The sequence below is a fragment of the Aeromonas sp. 97A genome, from assembly GCF_051919185.1.
Classification (GTDB): Bacteria; Pseudomonadota; Gammaproteobacteria; order Enterobacterales; family Aeromonadaceae; genus Aeromonas; species Aeromonas veronii.
Map to the genome: position 1 here is coordinate 2,611,119 of NZ_JBQBFF010000001.1, position 14,955 is coordinate 2,626,073.

Here is a 14,955-nt window from a genome sequence, read left to right on the forward strand (position 1 = left end):
ACCACATAACGACCTCACCCGGACTGGCGCAAGCCAATCCGGGCGTAGCCATTTATGCCGTCAACAAGGAGTTGTCATGAAAACAAAAACCAAATATGGCCAGGCCCTGCGGCTGGCCTCTACTACCCAATTAACCCGCGAGCAGTGGCTCGCACTCCGCAAACTCGGCATTGGCTCCTCCGATGCCGCCGTGGCAGTGGGGCTATCCCCCTACAAATGCCCGCTCAGCCTGTGGCTGGAGAAGACCGGTCGCAAGGAGCCGGAAGATATCTCCCACAAGGAAGCGGTGCTGTGGGGCATCGAGCTGGAGCCGGTCTTGGCGCAGGTCTATGCCAAACGCACCGGCTATAAGGTGCGCCGGGTCAATGCTGTGCTGCAACACCCCGAGCAACCCTTCATGCTCGCCAACCTCGATCGAGAGGTGGTCGGCCATCCCGATGGGCCGGGCATTCTGGAGATCAAGACCGCCAGCTATCACAGCGCCCCCCAGTGGGAGGAAGGAGTGCCGGTGGCTTACCAGTGTCAGGTGCTGCATCAGCTGGCCGTCACTGGCCATGCCTGGGCCGAAGTGGCTGTGCTGATCGGTGGCCAGGATTTTCGGATTTACCGCATCGAGCGCGATGAGGAGAAGATCCAGGATCTCACCGAGCGGGAAGCGCAGTTCTGGCAGATGGTGCAACAAGACCAGCAGCCTGAGCCTGACGGCTCCAGTGATGCCGCCAATGCCCTGAGCTGGCTCTTCCCCCGTGACGATGGCCAGACGGTGGATCTCTCAGATTCACCCGAGTTCAACCAGCTGTTTGGCGAGCTACTGCGATTGCGTCAGCAAAAGGAAGCGGTCGAGCTGCAGGAGTCGCAGCTCAAACAGCGGCTGCAAGCCACCTTGGGTGAAGCGACAGCCGGGCTGTTTGCCGATGGCAAGATCACCTGGAAACGCAGCAAAGACCGGCTGGCACCGGATCTGGATAAGCTCGGACAGGATCATCCCGACTTGCTCACCCGCTACGTCAAACCGGTGCCCGGCGTGCGCCGCTTCACCATTCAACCCTTGAGGCAAACACCATGATCAAAGGACTGGCGATTACCCCGCCCGTGATCGGGCGGATCTGCATCGGCAAGCTGGTGCAAAAACAGGATAAGTGGGTACCGGAGAAGGACGACAGCTTCACCCTCACCACCCAGGTACAACAAAAGGGGGGATGGTTGCTCCATCCCCTGCATCAACACTACTCATCGCAAAAGAGTGGCCAGGGGCAGGAGCAGACCAAGATCCGCGCCATTCCGGTGCGGGTGCTGTTCAACGATAGCGACCTGAATCTGCGGGCGGAATACAGCGCCTTTGACCGGCAAACCGGCAGGCCGCTCTGTGTCGGGAATGGGGAGGTGGCAAGACGTGTAGGGGCACAAGGCATGGAGGAGGTCAGCTGCCCTGGACCAGAGCGCTGCGCCTTTGCAGGGCAACAGGGCTGCAAGCTGTACGGTCGACTGAACCTGTTTGTGGAGGGGCAAGGGGATGAGCTGGGCAGCTTTATCTTCCGCACCACCGGCTACAACTCGGTGCGCACTCTGGCGGCTCGACTGAAGTACCTGGAGGCAGTGAGCGGGGGCCATACCCGCTATCTGCCGCTCACCCTGCGGTTGCGAGCCAAGAGCACCACCCAGTCGTACCGCACACCGGTCTACTACGTGGATTTAACCTTGCGGGAAGAAACCAACCTGACTGAGGTAGTCAGGCAAGCACAAGAGGCGGCACAGCGTGACCAGGAGGCGGGTCTCACCATCGACCAGATGGAGCAGGCCGCGCGTGAATTGCTGCGTAACGGCCAGTTTGAAGATATCGATGAAGAGGTGCCGATGCTGCTGGAGGAGTTCTATCCCGAAGCCAACAACGACGAAACGGCTAATGGTAACTCTGGTGTGGAGACGACTACCTCGCATGCCGCACCGCAGAGGCCGCAACCAAGAAGGAGTCCGCTCACCAACAAATTGGGGAAAGGGACTCCATCCCCTCCCCCAGCAAATGGCGGGTGATCAGCGGGGACGCGCCAACCGCTCCACCAACCGTTCTACCGTTTCCAGCAACAGGGTTCGGTCAGCATCATCGAGCCGAGCCAGTTGCTGGCTCAGCACAATGCCCTGCTCGGTCGGGCGGTTACTGGTCTCGCGCAGGAAATCCGCCAGCTCACAGCCGAAAAGTTGAGCGAGCTCCGCCAGCCGCACCACGGTCGGCACCACAATCCCCCGCTCCATCCGAGAGACGGCCTCCATCCCGATATTGAGGTGTTCAGCCACCTGCTCCTGGGTAAACCCGGCCTGGTTACGCTGACGCCCAATCGCCTTACCCACGTTCTTGGCTAACTGCTCAAAGTTGATATCTGTCATAAGTCCTCCAACCAACTCCTATGGTTGGGTGTGGACTCGTTGACATGAAGAACCACAAAAGGTGAGGATCAACCCAAAAGGTTGTTATTGGGCATTATCTGCCTATTTAACCGGACTAGGGTTATCCCCTTCTCTACGACTTACTACCAATAGGAGTTCTCATGAAACGACTCGTTCCATTGCTAACCCTAGCAGTCACTGCACCGAGTATCATGGCCAGCAACACCAATGACATCTGGTCCTATCAAGACAGTGATGGCACCACCTTGGCTCAAGCGTGTAATAACAAACGTACCTGTGATCTGATCTACAAAAACAGCCACTACCTTGCCCTCGTCAACAACAGCTCCCAAACGGGCTGTGCCACTGGTGATCTGCTGGTTGCCGAACACGCCAGTCGCAGCTTTAAGAAACTGGATACCGGCACCTGTAGCACCTCGGCCAGTATCGAGGTCAATACCTACAATCGTCTGAACAACGTCGATGTCATGATCGGTGACCGACTCATCAAGCGTTATCCGTTAGATGCTTGGATGTGGGGAGAAATACGCAAGGCGGGTAAAGGGGCGTCTTGGAGCAAGGCAGAAGAGAATGCCAAGAAGCCTCAGATGCTGGATGCACCAAAAGGTCCCCCTGCACAGTGGGTGGCCGAAGAGGGGCGCTATGGCCCTCGTTATACCCTGACACAGGGCCAGGGTTACTCACGATACGTACTGGAAATCAAATGCGCCTATCAGATGGCGGGGGCAACCTGGCCCCTGCACTCTGAACTCAGATACACCAGAGCCTACGATGCCTCAAGCAGTGTTGAGGAGATCGAAGTCAATGGTCAACGTCTGTCCGGTGAAGCCAAAAGCCAGGCCGAATGGACTCAACTTGTCAACGCGATCCTCTCCGCCTCAACCCTGAGCATCTACCGTGGGCAGGATCAAAAAGCCACATGGACGGTCAAGCCCACGAAGTTGACCTCCACTTGCGACTATTACAACGGGTGAGTCATGAACATCACTTCAACCAAATGCTCGATAGCTGCCCTGATGGCTTGTGGACTGCTCTGGAGCCACCCAAGCCATGCGGAAGAACAGCACTACCTCGCTATCCAGCACACTGACACCGTCTACGCCAACCAAGGCGTCTGCGCCTACCACTTCTCCCTCGATAGCGGTGGGGCCGATGAGTTTGGGCGGTTGTATATCACGCTGCAGTTTAATGACAAAAAGGGCAAACCGCTGGCCGAGTCAACGCTGGAGGTTGAGCCATTCGGTGGGAGTTCCGCTACTCGTTATGGTGGCGGCTTTACGGAAGTTGATTGCGGACAGGTTGAACAGGCCAAGTCCATCGCCATTATTCAGGCGACCGAAGTCTTTGCAAATAACCAGGTTACCCGGCTCCCAATCTCCACCTTCACACCCGAGTTTCATCAACCACTGAAGATCACCGTAGGCGGCAAGTAGCCCGCTCAGAAAAAAATAAAGCCAAAGGGCGTCACCATCACGGTGACGCCCTTTTTCATTTCCAACCCTTGATGAGGTTCATCACCCCATGACACGACATTTCATTATCGGCGATCACTTGGTAACACCGCAGTCTGAAGGCCAGCATCATGGCATCTTTGTTGGTCATGACCAGGTCATTCACTGCCTGCCATCGCCTGCCGGAGAGCACCCAGGCCAACTGGCGTTGACCTCGCTGGCTCAATTCAGTCAGCACAACACCATTGAGGTGAAACCCCATGCTCGACGCCTTTTCAGCCGAGAGGAAAGCCTGACACGGGCTTACGCCCGACTAAATGAAGGTGAGCATGGCCGACCGTTTGCCAACAGCGAGCGGTTTGTCACTTGGTGCATTGAAGGGGTTCAGCATCCCCCCAAACTGCTGCAGACCGCTGTAGCAACGGTGGTGGCAACCGAAGTGGCTCGTCACACGTTCAGCAAGGCGGCCACCAGTGCAACAGCAGGACTTGCTGCCAGCACCCTAGCCACAACAGCTGGAGGTAGTGGCGCTGCTGCAACGGTAGTATCGGTGACCGGTATTGCCACAGCCCCGTTGTTAGCCCCCCTTGCAGTGGGCGCCGTCGCAGCCTATAGCGTCAGCAAACTGTGGGATTGGTTAAACGACTGACCCATCACTTCAAAGCAAAACGCAGGGGCGCTCTCCTGCTGGAACTCAATGAGGAAACACCATGACCATTCCCTTTTTCCGGGACGGCTTTGCCCTGCCCGTTGACCAAGCATTGCTGATTCTGCTCAACCAGGAAGTCGCTAAAACCGAGCTCAATATCGAGCGCTTAAGCCAACTGACCTTCAACTTTCGTAATCCCGGCTACAGCGCCGAGCAAGGCGGCGTGCACCCAGTCGAGATCCGCCTGATCCGTGGGCTAGATGGCTGGCTGTTCGATTACGTCACCGACTTCAGCTACCAGGGGCTCGGCCATGATGCCGAGCTCTGCAAGGAGCTCGACTTCAACTTCCTCGATGGGGAACACACCATGTTGGGCTGGGGACCGCTGCGGCTGGCTGAGGCGCGGGAGTTGTTCGGCATCTGGCAGAGCAACTTCATTGCCTACTGCCGGTTGGAATGCTTCAGCGTCACCGTCGCAGGAGATTAGGAGGACACGATGAGCCAAGAATTAGCGCTCTCCCACTACTCACGTCAGTGGTTGGGACAAGTTGCCGCCAACGCCAAGATACCCCCCACCCGCAGTAGTCAGCGATGGCTGCTGCACCTGACACCGGATAGTCCACACATCCGCACCGTCACCCTGCAGGTCCGTTGGTCTGGCGTGCAGTGGCAACTGATCTCCCTCACCAATGCTGAGGACTGGCACACCATGAGCCGGCCGAGGGATGAAATCTGCATCGACCCCGAACGCCGCTGTTTCTGGCATTGCCAGGCAGGACCAGTCCCGCTCACCGAGCAACCTCGCGTACTGGCCAACTTTCTGGCCGACCTGCAACGCATCTGCATCCATCGCGGCTATGCCGTGGCGAGTGACCCCATCCCTGACAAGGAGACCGAAGATGATTAACGCCGTGCTCGCCATCGAGCTGGAGGCTTATCTTGAGCATGATGGTCAGATTGAAGCAGTGCATGACCAAAGCCAGCCGGTAGACGGTTACGCCCTCTACCTGCGCTATGAAAACGAACGGGGTGATGCACTGGCGCAATGGCTGTGCGATCACTTGGATCACTACTGGCTAACACAGGTAGGTAACTTGCTCGCCACCAGTTACCACATTCCGCTGCACGACTACACCCCGCACACCCTGGCGGCCAGAACACCGCCAACCAAGTCTGCGGTCCCCCCCCATTCAGTAACCCATTAACCAACTACCTCGCCAACCCTGCCGCATCCAACGCGGTGGGACGATGGTGTATGGAGCACAATCATGTTGCATCACAAACTGATCGCCGGGGAAACCCCCGGCACCTACCGGGTGACTGACCTTGTCACCGACGATGACCTGCTCACCATCGCCCAAGCCGTTGCCCGCCAGAAACTCGCCAAGGGCACAGCTCTCACCGATAAATACCTGGCACAACAAGCACTGCAAGGGCTGCTGCAAACACGAGACCGCGAAGTGTTTGCAGCACTGTTCCTCGATAACCAACACCGGATCCTGGCCTACGAGGAGCTGTTCCTTGGCACCCTGTCCGCTGCGACCGTCTACCCTCGCGATGTCGTCAAGCGGGCACTGCACCACAATGCTGCCGCTCTGATACTGGTGTATAACCACCCGTCGGGATACCCGGAACCCAGCCGGGCAGATATCGAGATCACCCTGCGACTGCAGAATACCTTGGCACTAGTGGATATCCGGATTTTGGATCATCTGGTCGTCGGTACTGAGGGTGTGGTGTCGCTGGCAGAACGAGGAAATTTGTAACTGCCACGCAGGTCAGGGGGCCCATGGAGGAAGAAGGCATAGCCAGCAGTGAGCTCTACAACGACTTACCATCATTAGGAGTACACAGAAAATGCGAACCATAGGGAGTTGGGGATTACACACCCAAGTTCAGCCACGTTTTGGCGCACGTGCAATTGTTGAACGAAGCAGGGTTTCCCTGCTTTGGGATCGCTGCGGCGTCTATGGCGATGCTGACGAGCAATGGCTCACCGACATTGATACCGTTATACCGAGTTTTATTGAGCGCCTTAGAAAGCTCTTTCAACAAGGAGAACTACTGAGTGACCAAGATAAATTGGTGACGTTGCAGCAAGGGGAATGGGTGTGTCTGGCTAATCCCAAAGCCAGCTACGGATATCTCTATCTGGATGTCTACCGGCAGGAATGCAGTAGTGTTCAAGCCGCGAAAATATGAATCTGAGGCAGAGGGTGAGCATGTAGCTCACCCTACCTGATACTTCTTTTTTTTTGGCTGACTACTGAACCCCTAATGCCTTGTAGACGGCATCTACCGGATCAGCATAAAAGCTGATTTGAAACTTGGAGAAGATCTCCGCCGGTACGGTTGGAATATCCGAGGCTGACGCCATCGGCAACAATACCCGTTTTCCGCCACTGTCCATTGCCAGTTGCAGACTGCCAGCCAAATCCTCAACCGGATTGACCACACCGCCTAGCGTCATGTCACCCAGCACTACCATCTGCTCCTGCACCGGCTTGCCCATCAGAATGGAACAAAACGCTACCAGCGCGGCCAGACTGGTTTGGTGCTGGGGCAGGAGTTATGTAGCTCGACCACATGCAAATGGTACTCATGCTCGGAGAACTTGGTTGTTGCGCTGACCCGATTCAGGTTGCCTTTGAAGTAATCGAAACCGACCCGGATCGCCTCCTTCGCTGGCGTATTGGAACCCAACCAAGAGGTCGCATGCCTGCCGTTATCTGGCGCCATCCGTGCCCACAAATGATACGCCGTCACTGATATTAACCTTTGGCGTCGATTAGGCAAAGGCTGGAAATCACTGAGCAGTGCACCCAGAACATATTACAACTGTAATACGTATAGGAATAAGTTTGAGGAGTAGGGAATATACGATATTAGCATGGTGTATCACGATGACTTAGAAGAACGTCATCTGCTATTGCATAATGTGCTGAACTATTTGCTCAAGTTTGATGAAATGCTACTGACTGTGATGTGTGAGCTCTTCAGAAGCATAGGTAAAATGGAAGTGCCCCGCAGAAGATGGAAAGGTGGTACACCACGTTTTCTGCAGTGATATCAAGGCGGTAAGATAGCGCATATTTATAACATATGCGTACCCCCTCTTGAAATAAAGAACCCGCGATATGGAGCATCACGGGTTCTGAGTAGTTAGAAGTTAGCTAAGAATGTTTAAGTCTAGTATGGGACTAAAAAGACTCGACTCCCGCTCAGAGTATATGCACGGAGGCGGTGTTAGTTGTGCCGCTCGGTACCAGAGCACCGGAGACCATCACAACCACATCACCTTTCAGACCCATGCCGATTTCCAGCGCGGCTTCTTTACCGATGCGATAGAAATCGTCGGTAGAGGCGATGCTGTCAACCACGTGAGCAACCACACCCTTGGTCAGAACCAGTTGGGCAGCAGTTTTCTTGTTGGTGGTGATAGCTAGGATCCAGGCTTTCGGGAAATACTTGCGAATGGCCTTGGCAGACTTGCCGCCTTCGGTAGCGACCACGATCAGCGGGGCGTCCAGCTTCTCGGAGGTCTCTACGGCGCCTTTACATACGGCTTCGGTGATGCGCAGCTTGTTGCTGTCGTTGGCAGCAGACAGGTTGGACGGCATCACGGCATCGGTACGCTCGCAGATGGTGGCCATGATGGTCACGGCTTCCAGCGGGTACTTACCCTTGGCGGATTCACCGGACAGCATCACTGCATCGGTACCGTCCAGGATGGCGTTGGCCACGTCGCCAGCTTCGGCGCGGGTCGGACGCGGGTTCTTGATCATGGAGTCCAGCATCTGGGTGGCAGTGATAACCACTTTGCGGGCTTTGTTGCACTTGGCGATGATCATCTTCTGGGCGAAGATAACTTCTTCAACCGGGATCTCTACACCCATGTCGCCACGAGCAACCATGATGCCGTCGGAAACAGCCAGGATCTCGTCGAAGTTGTCCAGACCTTCCTGGTTTTCGATCTTGGAGATGATCTGGATGTTCTCGCCACCGTGGGCTTTCAGGTGCTCACGGATTTCCAGAACGTCTTCTTTCTTACGGATGAAAGAAGCGGCAACGAAATCAACGCCTTGCTCGCAACCGAAGATCAGGTCGCGCTTGTCTTTCTCGGCCAGGGCCGGCAGCTTGATGGAGACGCCCGGCAGGTTAACGCCTTTGTTCTCGCCCAGATCACCGTTGTTCAGCACTTTACAGATAACTTCGCGCTCGGTGATTTCGATAACGTCCAGACCGATCAGGCCGTCATCAACCAGGATGCGGTTGCCGACGCGCAGATCGTTGGCGAAACCTGCATAGGTCACGGCCACTTTGTCTTTGTTGCCAACCACGGTCTGGTCGGTGGTGAAGGTGAAAGTCTGGCCAGCGACCAGCGCGACGTCGTTGCCGCCTTCCAGCTTCATGGTACGGATTTCCGGACCCTTGGTGTCCAGCAGGATAGCTGCGTGCTTGCCGGTCTCGGCCATCACAGCGCGCAGGTTGCTGATGCGGCTGCCGTGCTCGGCGTAGTCACCGTGGGAGAAGTTCAGGCGCATGACGTTCATGCCGGCGTCCAGCATTTTGGCCAGCATTTCTTTGGATTCGGTCTTCGGACCGATGGTGCAGACAATTTTGGTCTTTTTCATGTCAATCTTCATGGTGCTGTTGTCATCTCTTCAATGTGAAATAGTCAGCGGGTCAGGACAAAGGCGGCCAACGCCGGCAGTCCTCTGCCCTCCCGATCAAACAGGGCCTGGTTCTCCCAGCCATTGCCGAGGGGCTCATCTATCCCGAGGAACGCCATGCCAGCGCGACTGGCCCAACTGTCGCCGGGGACCCGGATCCAGCCCGGCTCCCAATAGACAAACCCGAGCCCGAGCTGATCCGGCACTGCGGCAATAGCAGCACGCAGTGCATCGAGAAACGCTAGTTGCCCCTCGGGCGTCGCAGCAAACCCGCCGCGTACGGCCTCCTGCTCACCGAAGGCGTTACGAACCTCGTCCTGGTTGACGGTGTCATGCCCATAGGCGGTCTCAACGACCAGCAGCGGACGCCTGATTTGGGTGGCAAGGCTGTTCATGGTGCGCGAGAGGTCGCCCAGAGATCCGTGCCAATATGGGTAGAAGGAGATACCCACCAGATCGAACGGCACATCGCGTACCTGAATCGCCTTGAACCAGCGTAGGCACTGAGCCTCATCCCCTCCTTCAGCAAGATGTAGCATCAGTCGTGGGGTGATACCCCCCTCGCTGCCAGCACGGATCCCGGCGATGGCCGCCTTGAGCAACTGGGCTAATCGATCGAACCCCTCCTCTTCTTCTTGCCGGTGTAGTTGCCCCTGAGGCCACAGCATGCCGTTATTGAGTTCGTTGCCGACCTGCACCATTTGCGGTGGCACCCCGGCCTCGCGCAGGCGTTGTATCACGGCGGCGCTGTAATCGTGCAGCATTGCCGCCAGCTCTGCATCCGACTTGCCTCGCCAGGTCCGTGGCGTGTGCTGCTTGCCAGGGTCGGCCCAGAAGTCGCTGTAATGAAGATCGAGCAACCAGGGCAGGTTGAGGGACCGGCTTCGCTGCGCCAGTGCAATCACCTTTTCCAAGTCATTGTTGCCACCACCAAAGGGTTCCCCCTTGGCCGAACGGGGATCGACCCACAGCCGCAGGCGTACCAGGTTGAGGCCACGCTTGCGCATCAGGGTTAGCAAATCCCCCTGCCGCGTTCCGTCTTGATAGTGAACGCCCAGGCGCTCGAGTTCGGCTAGGGTGGAGACATCCGCCCCTCGGATGACCAGGTTATGAGGAGCGGCACCAGCCCCTGCACTGATGGCTCCCAGCATGACCAACAGTGGCCAGCTCAGCGGGGGGCGCATCCTAGTGCTGCTCCGGCTCGTGCAGCTCGAACCACTGACCGAGATCACGACGCAGGTTGTCCGAGCGTTTGCCGAAGATGGCCTGCACCTCGTCGCCGATGATGATGACGCCTATGGCGCCGAGACGCTGCAGCGCCTCGCTGTCGACCGGCTGCAAGGCATTGACCCTGACCCGCAGCCGGGTCAGGCAGGCGTCAAAGCCCACGATGTTGTCGCGCCCGCCAAAGGCAGCGATGAGCGCGGTGATGGCCGCTTCGTCCAGCCCGGAGAGCGGTGCCTCGGCCGATTTCTCCTCCTTGTGGCCGAGGGCCGCGGCGAACAGCCGCTTGAAGTCCTGCATCTTGACCATTTGAATCTCCTAAACGTAAAAAAGAAGGCGAAGCCACTGGCTCCGCCCCGCAATCAACGGGCGCGACGCAGCACCCGGCAGCCGAATGGAGGCAGCACCAGTGAATCGCTCAGCGCCTCACCGCTCACCATGTCACTGTGACCACCCGGCAGAGTGACCAGGCGCTCGGCGTTGGCGAAATTTTGCACAAACACGAACACCTGCTTACCATCGCTGCGGCACTGGGCGGTGACCCCCTCCGGCAAGGCTGGCAAAGCACGCGGCAGGGCCAGGGTCTCGATGAGATGGCCAAAGAAGTCGCGTTGGAACGCCAGATCATTTCGCGAGGCGACATAATAGGCGCGACCTGTCCCGTGCTCGTTGACCGTCACCGCCGGACGTCCGGCATAAAAGTCACCGTCATAGCTGGCCAGGGCCCTCGCGCCTTCCAGGTGGATGAGATCGCAAAGGTGAGTGACTTCGTAAGGGCCGCAGAGTCCGGCTTCGTTGCCAGCAAGACCCGAGACGGCGTTACGTTCCTCGTCATAGAGACCGTCTATCTCCTCTGCCCAGATCCCAAGGACCGGGCGTAGCGGCCCTGGGAATCCCCCCAGGTGACAGAGATCGGTCTCGTTGACGATGCCACTCCAGTAAGTGGTAACAAACTGCCCACCTCGTTTGACAAAGGCGTCAACCCGTTCGGCAAAGCCATCGCGCACCATGTAGAGCATCGGGGCGATAACCAGGTCATAGCCATCAAGCGCGCAGTCGGCATTGATGACATCCACCGCCACCCCTGCCTCCCAGAATGGGCGGTAGTGCTCGGCTACCGTCTTCTCGTAGAAGAGGCCGGCATTGCGCGGCCCCTGGGCATTGTCCATGGCCCAACGGCTCTCCCAGTCGAAAATGATGGCCACTTTGGCCTCGACGCGGCTGCCAGCGACCTCTTGCAACTTGGCCAGGATCTCGCCTAGCGCCTGCACCTCGCGGCCCACCCGGGTATCGATGTGACCAACGTGATCGACCACGGCGCCGTGGAACTTCTCGACCGAACCACGGCTCTTGCGCCACTGGAAGTACTGCACCGAGTCGGAGCCGTGGGCTACCGCCTGCAAGGAGGAGAGGATATGCATTCCCGGCTTCTTGAGCTTGCTGATGGGCTGCCAGTTGGTCAGGCTCGGGGTCGACTCCATCAGGAAGAAAGGTTTGCCTCCCTTGAGAGTGCGCATCAGGTCGTGATACATGGCGGTGTACGCCGCCAGGGTCGAGTCATCGCCACTGTTGTGCCAGAGGGGGTAGCTGTCCCAGGAGATGAAATCGATCTCCTTGGCCAACTGCCAGTAGTCATAGTCGTAGAAGTACTCCATGAAGTTGGTGGTGGCCGGCAGGCTCGGGTTGGCCGCCTTCAAGGGCTTGATCTCCTCGGCACAGAAATCGCTCACCTGGGCGGTATTGAAACGCTTCCAGTCTAGGTTGAGGCCGTGGATCGAGCTCTCGCCGATGGGAGACGGGGATTCGATCTGTGACCAGTCGGTGTAGGTATGGCTCCAGAAGCTGCTCCACCAGGCGTGATTGAGCGCTTCTATGCTGCCATAACGAGCCTTGAGCCAGTCACGAAAGCGCTCCTGACAAAGCTCGCAGTGGCACTCGCCGCCGTACTCGTTGGAGATGTGCCAGGCGATGACACCGGGATGATGGCCGTAGCGTTCGGCCAGGGCACCGTTGATAGCGCGCACCTTGTCACGATAGACAGGCGAACTCATACAGTGATTGTGACGGCCACCGTGCAGTGCCTTCACACGTTCCTTGCTGACCCGCAGCACCTCGGGATAACGCTGGGAAAGCCAAGCCGGACGAGCACCACTTGGTGTGGCGAGGAAAACTGACACACCGTTTTCGTGCAAGCGATCGAGCACCGTATCGAGCCAGCCGAACTCATAGTGCCCCTCTTGTGGCTCCAGGGAAGACCAACTGAAGATGCCGACCGACATCACGTTGCAGCGGGTTTGCTTCATCATCTCGAGATCGCGCTCGAACACCAGGGGATCATCCAGCCACTGATCCGGGTTGTAATCAGCACCATGCAGCAGGGCGGGCACCCGTTCACTGAGCGGGGGAAACTTGAACATCACACATCTCCTAAAACGAGGGGGCGCCAGCCATGGCCGGTCGCCCTATCGGTTGAACCGGGTCAGTTGAATACCTTGATCGAGGGAAGCACATGGCCGGAGCAGTCAAACAGCGCCTGGTTCTCCCGGGCATTGCCCTCTTTCCAGTCGTCGTTGTTGTACTTCATCCCAGCCTTGGTAGCCCAAGTGGCACCAGGGGTTGGCAGCCACGCAGGCTCCCAGTAGAAGACTCCCTTGCCACGCCCGTCCGGTACCGCCACCACGCTCTTGATCAGATCGCGCAGGAAGTCGGCCTGCCCCTGTACGCTGGCCGGGTAACCACCGTCGCTCGCCTCCTTGGCAGTGAAGTTGTTCTCGGCGTTGTCGCAGTTCTCAGTGGTGTAGCCGTAGGCGGCCTCGACCACGATCACATCCTTGCCATAGCGCTTGCTGATGTCATCCATGTTGGCCTTGAGGGCATTGATGGGGCCATTCCAGTAGGTGTAGAAGGAGAGTCCGATGATATCGAAGGGCACCTCGCGCTTGGCGACTTCATCAAACCACCAGACGAAGGTGTCGTTTTTGGTGCCCTCAGCCAGATGCAGCATCACCTTGATATCTTTGCCGTGCTCTTTCACAGCACGTACACCAGCCTTGAGCAGTGTGGCCAGGCGATCAAACTCCCCACCGTTTTGCCCCCAGCTCTTGCCCTCTGGCCATAACATGCCACCATTGATCTCGTTGCCGACCTGCACCATGTCAGGCATCACACCGGCCTTTGCCAGGGCATCCATGCTTTCCTTGGTATGGGCGTAAACGGCATCCGCCAACTGCTCGACTGACATCGTACGCCACGCCTTGGGCTTGTTCTGGCGGCCCGGATCGGTCCAGAAGTCGCTGTAGTGGAAATCGAGCAGGAACTTCATACCAAGGGCCTTGGCACGCTTGGCAAGCGCTATCGTTGCAGCCAGATCGTTGTTACCACCGCCGTAAGGCTTGCCGTCCGCATCCTTGGGGTCTACCCACAGGCGCAGGCGAATGTAGTTAAAGCCGTTCTCCTTGAGGATTGCCATGGCGTCCTGTTGCTTGCCACTGGCATCAAAGAACTTGCCACCAAATTTCTCTACTTCGGCCAGCATGGAGACATCAGCCCCCTTGATGAACTCCTGTGGTACCGCAACTGGTTGCACCACCACATTTTCGGCAGCCACGGCGGGGGCATGCATACCCAACATGCCGGTGGCGAGCAGCGCCGCCATCACCAGCGTCTTCTTGATTTTCATGTCGAACGTCCTGTTTAACGGATTAACCCTTGGTCCCACCTGCGGTAAGACCGGAAACGAAGTACTTCTGCAAGGAGAGGTACAAGATGGCCACCGGCACCGCGATGAGCACAGCTCCCGCCGCATAGGTGGTGTAGCTGGCCCCCATCTTCTGGGCGACCAGGTTGTAGAGACCAATGGGCAAGGTGAACTGATCCGGGGTGCGCAATATGGTGCTGGCCAGGATGAAGTCGCCAAGCGGGCCGGTGAAGGAGAACAGTGCAACCACCGCAATGATGGGCTTGGAGAGCGGCATGATGATCTCGATGAAGATGCGGAAGTTGCCCGCTCCGTCCATACGCGCCGACTCGTCAAGATCCTTGGGGATGGCGTCCAGATAACCCTTCATCAGATAGGTGTTCATCGGGATCATGCCGCCCACATAGACCAGCACCAGCGCCAGGTGGCTGTTGACCAGACCCAGCATCTGGGCCAACACGAAGATGGCGATGAGGGCCGAGAACTGGGGCACCATCTGCAACAACAGGAACAACATCAGGCCATTTTGCCGCCCACGGAAACGAAAGCGCGAGAAGGCATAGGCAGTGAAGCTGACGCTGATGAGGGTCAACACCATGGTCAGGAAACTGATCTTCATCGAGTTCCAGTACCAGTCGGCGTAGTCGATGCGCCCGTCAAACAGCTCCTGGTAATGAATAAAGGAGAAGTTTTCCGGGATGATCGAGGTGTTGAGCAGGCTGCTGCCCGGGTTGAGGGATGCCCCCACCGTCCAGATGAGGGGGTAGATGATGATCACCGCAACCATAGCCAGCAGCAAATAGCTTAGGGTCAGGCGGATGGCATTACTCTTTTTCAGACTGTGTTTGGCACTCATGG

18 protein-coding genes are annotated in these 14,955 nt (G+C 57.5%); 10 read left to right on the plus strand and 8 right to left on the minus strand.

Going from position 1 to position 14,955, the window contains the following annotated elements; translation table 11 throughout:
* Positions 1-76: 76 nt before the first annotated feature.
* Positions 77-1,066, plus strand: a complete 990-nt coding sequence (locus tag ACTG27_RS11600; protein WP_429160704.1) for a YqaJ viral recombinase family protein — start codon at positions 77-79, stop codon at positions 1,064-1,066.
* Positions 1,063-2,031 (plus strand): recombination directionality factor, encoded by a 969-nt coding sequence (locus tag ACTG27_RS11605; protein ID WP_439979702.1) that lies wholly within the window; start codon positions 1,063-1,065, stop codon positions 2,029-2,031. Before ACTG27_RS11600 ends, ACTG27_RS11605 begins: the two co-directional genes overlap by 4 nt.
* Here ACTG27_RS11605 and ACTG27_RS11610 read toward each other — a convergent pair whose 3' ends face one another.
* A complete protein-coding gene (locus tag ACTG27_RS11610; RefSeq protein WP_016349802.1) occupies positions 2,032-2,382 on the minus strand; it encodes a helix-turn-helix domain-containing protein in 351 nt (116 codons plus the stop codon).
* 161 nt (positions 2,383-2,543) lie between these two features.
* Here ACTG27_RS11610 and ACTG27_RS11615 point away from each other — a divergent pair, with 161 nt between their 5' ends.
* From ACTG27_RS11615 to ACTG27_RS11650, 8 genes are all read left to right on the plus strand, one after another.
* A complete protein-coding gene (locus tag ACTG27_RS11615) occupies positions 2,544-3,377 on the plus strand; it encodes a hypothetical protein (RefSeq protein ID WP_043118645.1) in 834 nt (277 codons plus the stop codon).
* 3 nt (positions 3,378-3,380) lie between these two features.
* A complete protein-coding gene (locus ACTG27_RS11620) occupies positions 3,381-3,836 on the plus strand; it encodes an IrmA family protein (protein ID WP_429160698.1) in 456 nt (151 codons plus the stop codon).
* 88 nt (positions 3,837-3,924) lie between these two features.
* Complete coding sequence (locus tag ACTG27_RS11625; protein WP_429160695.1) at positions 3,925-4,503, plus strand: lecithin retinol acyltransferase family protein; 579 nt, start codon at positions 3,925-3,927, stop codon at positions 4,501-4,503.
* A 61-nt stretch (positions 4,504-4,564) separates the two neighbouring features.
* Positions 4,565-4,990 carry a DUF2787 domain-containing protein gene (locus ACTG27_RS11630; protein WP_429160692.1) on the plus strand — a complete coding sequence of 142 codons (426 nt, stop codon included), beginning with the start codon at positions 4,565-4,567 and terminating at the stop codon, positions 4,988-4,990.
* A 9-nt stretch (positions 4,991-4,999) separates the two neighbouring features.
* Complete coding sequence (locus ACTG27_RS11635; RefSeq protein ID WP_068982367.1) at positions 5,000-5,410, plus strand: hypothetical protein; 411 nt, start codon at positions 5,000-5,002, stop codon at positions 5,408-5,410.
* The gene (locus ACTG27_RS11640; protein WP_439979703.1) at positions 5,403-5,708 is read left to right on the plus strand and encodes a hypothetical protein; all 306 of its coding nucleotides are present in this window, start codon (positions 5,403-5,405) and stop codon (positions 5,706-5,708) included. The genes ACTG27_RS11635 and ACTG27_RS11640 overlap by 8 nt, the downstream gene beginning before the upstream one ends.
* Before the next feature lie 63 nt (positions 5,709-5,771).
* Positions 5,772-6,269, plus strand: a complete 498-nt coding sequence (gene radC / locus ACTG27_RS11645; protein ID WP_439979704.1) for a RadC family protein — start codon at positions 5,772-5,774, stop codon at positions 6,267-6,269.
* 91 nt (positions 6,270-6,360) lie between these two features.
* Positions 6,361-6,705 (plus strand): type IV toxin-antitoxin system YeeU family antitoxin, encoded by a 345-nt coding sequence (locus tag ACTG27_RS11650; protein ID WP_123172552.1) that lies wholly within the window; start codon positions 6,361-6,363, stop codon positions 6,703-6,705.
* Between the two features lie 61 nt (positions 6,706-6,766).
* Here ACTG27_RS11650 and ACTG27_RS11655 read toward each other — a convergent pair whose 3' ends face one another.
* From ACTG27_RS11655 to ACTG27_RS11685, 7 genes are all read right to left on the minus strand, one after another.
* Positions 6,767-7,069 (minus strand): S16 family serine protease, encoded by a 303-nt coding sequence (locus tag ACTG27_RS11655; protein ID WP_439980514.1) that lies wholly within the window; start codon positions 7,067-7,069, stop codon positions 6,767-6,769.
* 655 nt (positions 7,070-7,724) lie between these two features.
* Positions 7,725-9,137: a pyruvate kinase PykF gene (pykF, locus tag ACTG27_RS11660; protein WP_421257775.1), complete on the minus strand. Its 1,413-nt coding sequence runs from the start codon at positions 9,135-9,137 to the stop codon at positions 7,725-7,727.
* A gap of 44 nt (positions 9,138-9,181) precedes the next feature.
* Positions 9,182-10,360 (minus strand): glycoside hydrolase family 53 protein, encoded by a 1,179-nt coding sequence (locus tag ACTG27_RS11665; protein ID WP_439979705.1) that lies wholly within the window; start codon positions 10,358-10,360, stop codon positions 9,182-9,184.
* A gap of 1 nt (position 10,361) precedes the next feature.
* On the minus strand, positions 10,362-10,709 hold the full coding sequence (locus ACTG27_RS11670; RefSeq protein WP_042080911.1) for a glucose PTS transporter subunit EIIB: 348 nt from the start codon (positions 10,707-10,709) through the stop codon (positions 10,362-10,364).
* Between the two features lie 53 nt (positions 10,710-10,762).
* Positions 10,763-12,817 carry a beta-galactosidase gene (locus ACTG27_RS11675; RefSeq protein ID WP_429026272.1) on the minus strand — a complete coding sequence of 685 codons (2,055 nt, stop codon included), beginning with the start codon at positions 12,815-12,817 and terminating at the stop codon, positions 10,763-10,765.
* Between the two features lie 62 nt (positions 12,818-12,879).
* The gene (locus tag ACTG27_RS11680) at positions 12,880-14,079 is read right to left on the minus strand and encodes a glycoside hydrolase family 53 protein (protein WP_421257777.1); all 1,200 of its coding nucleotides are present in this window, start codon (positions 14,077-14,079) and stop codon (positions 12,880-12,882) included.
* A gap of 22 nt (positions 14,080-14,101) precedes the next feature.
* Positions 14,102-14,953, minus strand: coding sequence for a sugar ABC transporter permease (locus tag ACTG27_RS11685; RefSeq protein WP_255912799.1), 852 nt, complete (start codon positions 14,951-14,953; stop codon positions 14,102-14,104).
* Positions 14,954-14,955: the final 2 nt, after the last annotated feature.

Excerpts from the sequence above, each read along its gene's own strand:
- ACTG27_RS11665 (WP_439979705.1), bottom strand. The coding sequence starts at position 10,360 with ATGCGCCCCCCGCTGAGCTGGCCACTGTTGGTCATGCTGGGAGCCATC.
- ACTG27_RS11635 (WP_068982367.1), top strand. The coding sequence starts at position 5,000 with ATGAGCCAAGAATTAGCGCTCTCCCACTACTCACGTCAGTGGTTGGGA.
- ACTG27_RS11600 (WP_429160704.1), top strand. The coding sequence starts at position 77 with ATGAAAACAAAAACCAAATATGGCCAGGCCCTGCGGCTGGCCTCTACT.
- ACTG27_RS11675 (WP_429026272.1), bottom strand. The coding sequence starts at position 12,817 with ATGTTCAAGTTTCCCCCGCTCAGTGAACGGGTGCCCGCCCTGCTGCAT.
- radC (WP_439979704.1), top strand. The coding sequence starts at position 5,772 with ATGTTGCATCACAAACTGATCGCCGGGGAAACCCCCGGCACCTACCGG.
- ACTG27_RS11630 (WP_429160692.1), top strand. The coding sequence starts at position 4,565 with ATGACCATTCCCTTTTTCCGGGACGGCTTTGCCCTGCCCGTTGACCAA.
- ACTG27_RS11620 (WP_429160698.1), top strand. The coding sequence starts at position 3,381 with ATGAACATCACTTCAACCAAATGCTCGATAGCTGCCCTGATGGCTTGT.
- ACTG27_RS11680 (WP_421257777.1), bottom strand. The coding sequence starts at position 14,079 with ATGAAAATCAAGAAGACGCTGGTGATGGCGGCGCTGCTCGCCACCGGC.
- ACTG27_RS11650 (WP_123172552.1), top strand. The coding sequence starts at position 6,361 with ATGCGAACCATAGGGAGTTGGGGATTACACACCCAAGTTCAGCCACGT.
- ACTG27_RS11610 (WP_016349802.1), bottom strand. The coding sequence starts at position 2,382 with ATGACAGATATCAACTTTGAGCAGTTAGCCAAGAACGTGGGTAAGGCG.
- ACTG27_RS11625 (WP_429160695.1), top strand. The coding sequence starts at position 3,925 with ATGACACGACATTTCATTATCGGCGATCACTTGGTAACACCGCAGTCT.
- pykF (WP_421257775.1), bottom strand. The coding sequence starts at position 9,137 with ATGAAAAAGACCAAAATTGTCTGCACCATCGGTCCGAAGACCGAATCC.
- ACTG27_RS11670 (WP_042080911.1), bottom strand. The coding sequence starts at position 10,709 with ATGGTCAAGATGCAGGACTTCAAGCGGCTGTTCGCCGCGGCCCTCGGC.
- ACTG27_RS11615 (WP_043118645.1), top strand. The coding sequence starts at position 2,544 with ATGAAACGACTCGTTCCATTGCTAACCCTAGCAGTCACTGCACCGAGT.
- ACTG27_RS11685 (WP_255912799.1), bottom strand. The coding sequence starts at position 14,953 with ATGAGTGCCAAACACAGTCTGAAAAAGAGTAATGCCATCCGCCTGACC.
- ACTG27_RS11605 (WP_439979702.1), top strand. The coding sequence starts at position 1,063 with ATGATCAAAGGACTGGCGATTACCCCGCCCGTGATCGGGCGGATCTGC.
- ACTG27_RS11640 (WP_439979703.1), top strand. The coding sequence starts at position 5,403 with ATGATTAACGCCGTGCTCGCCATCGAGCTGGAGGCTTATCTTGAGCAT.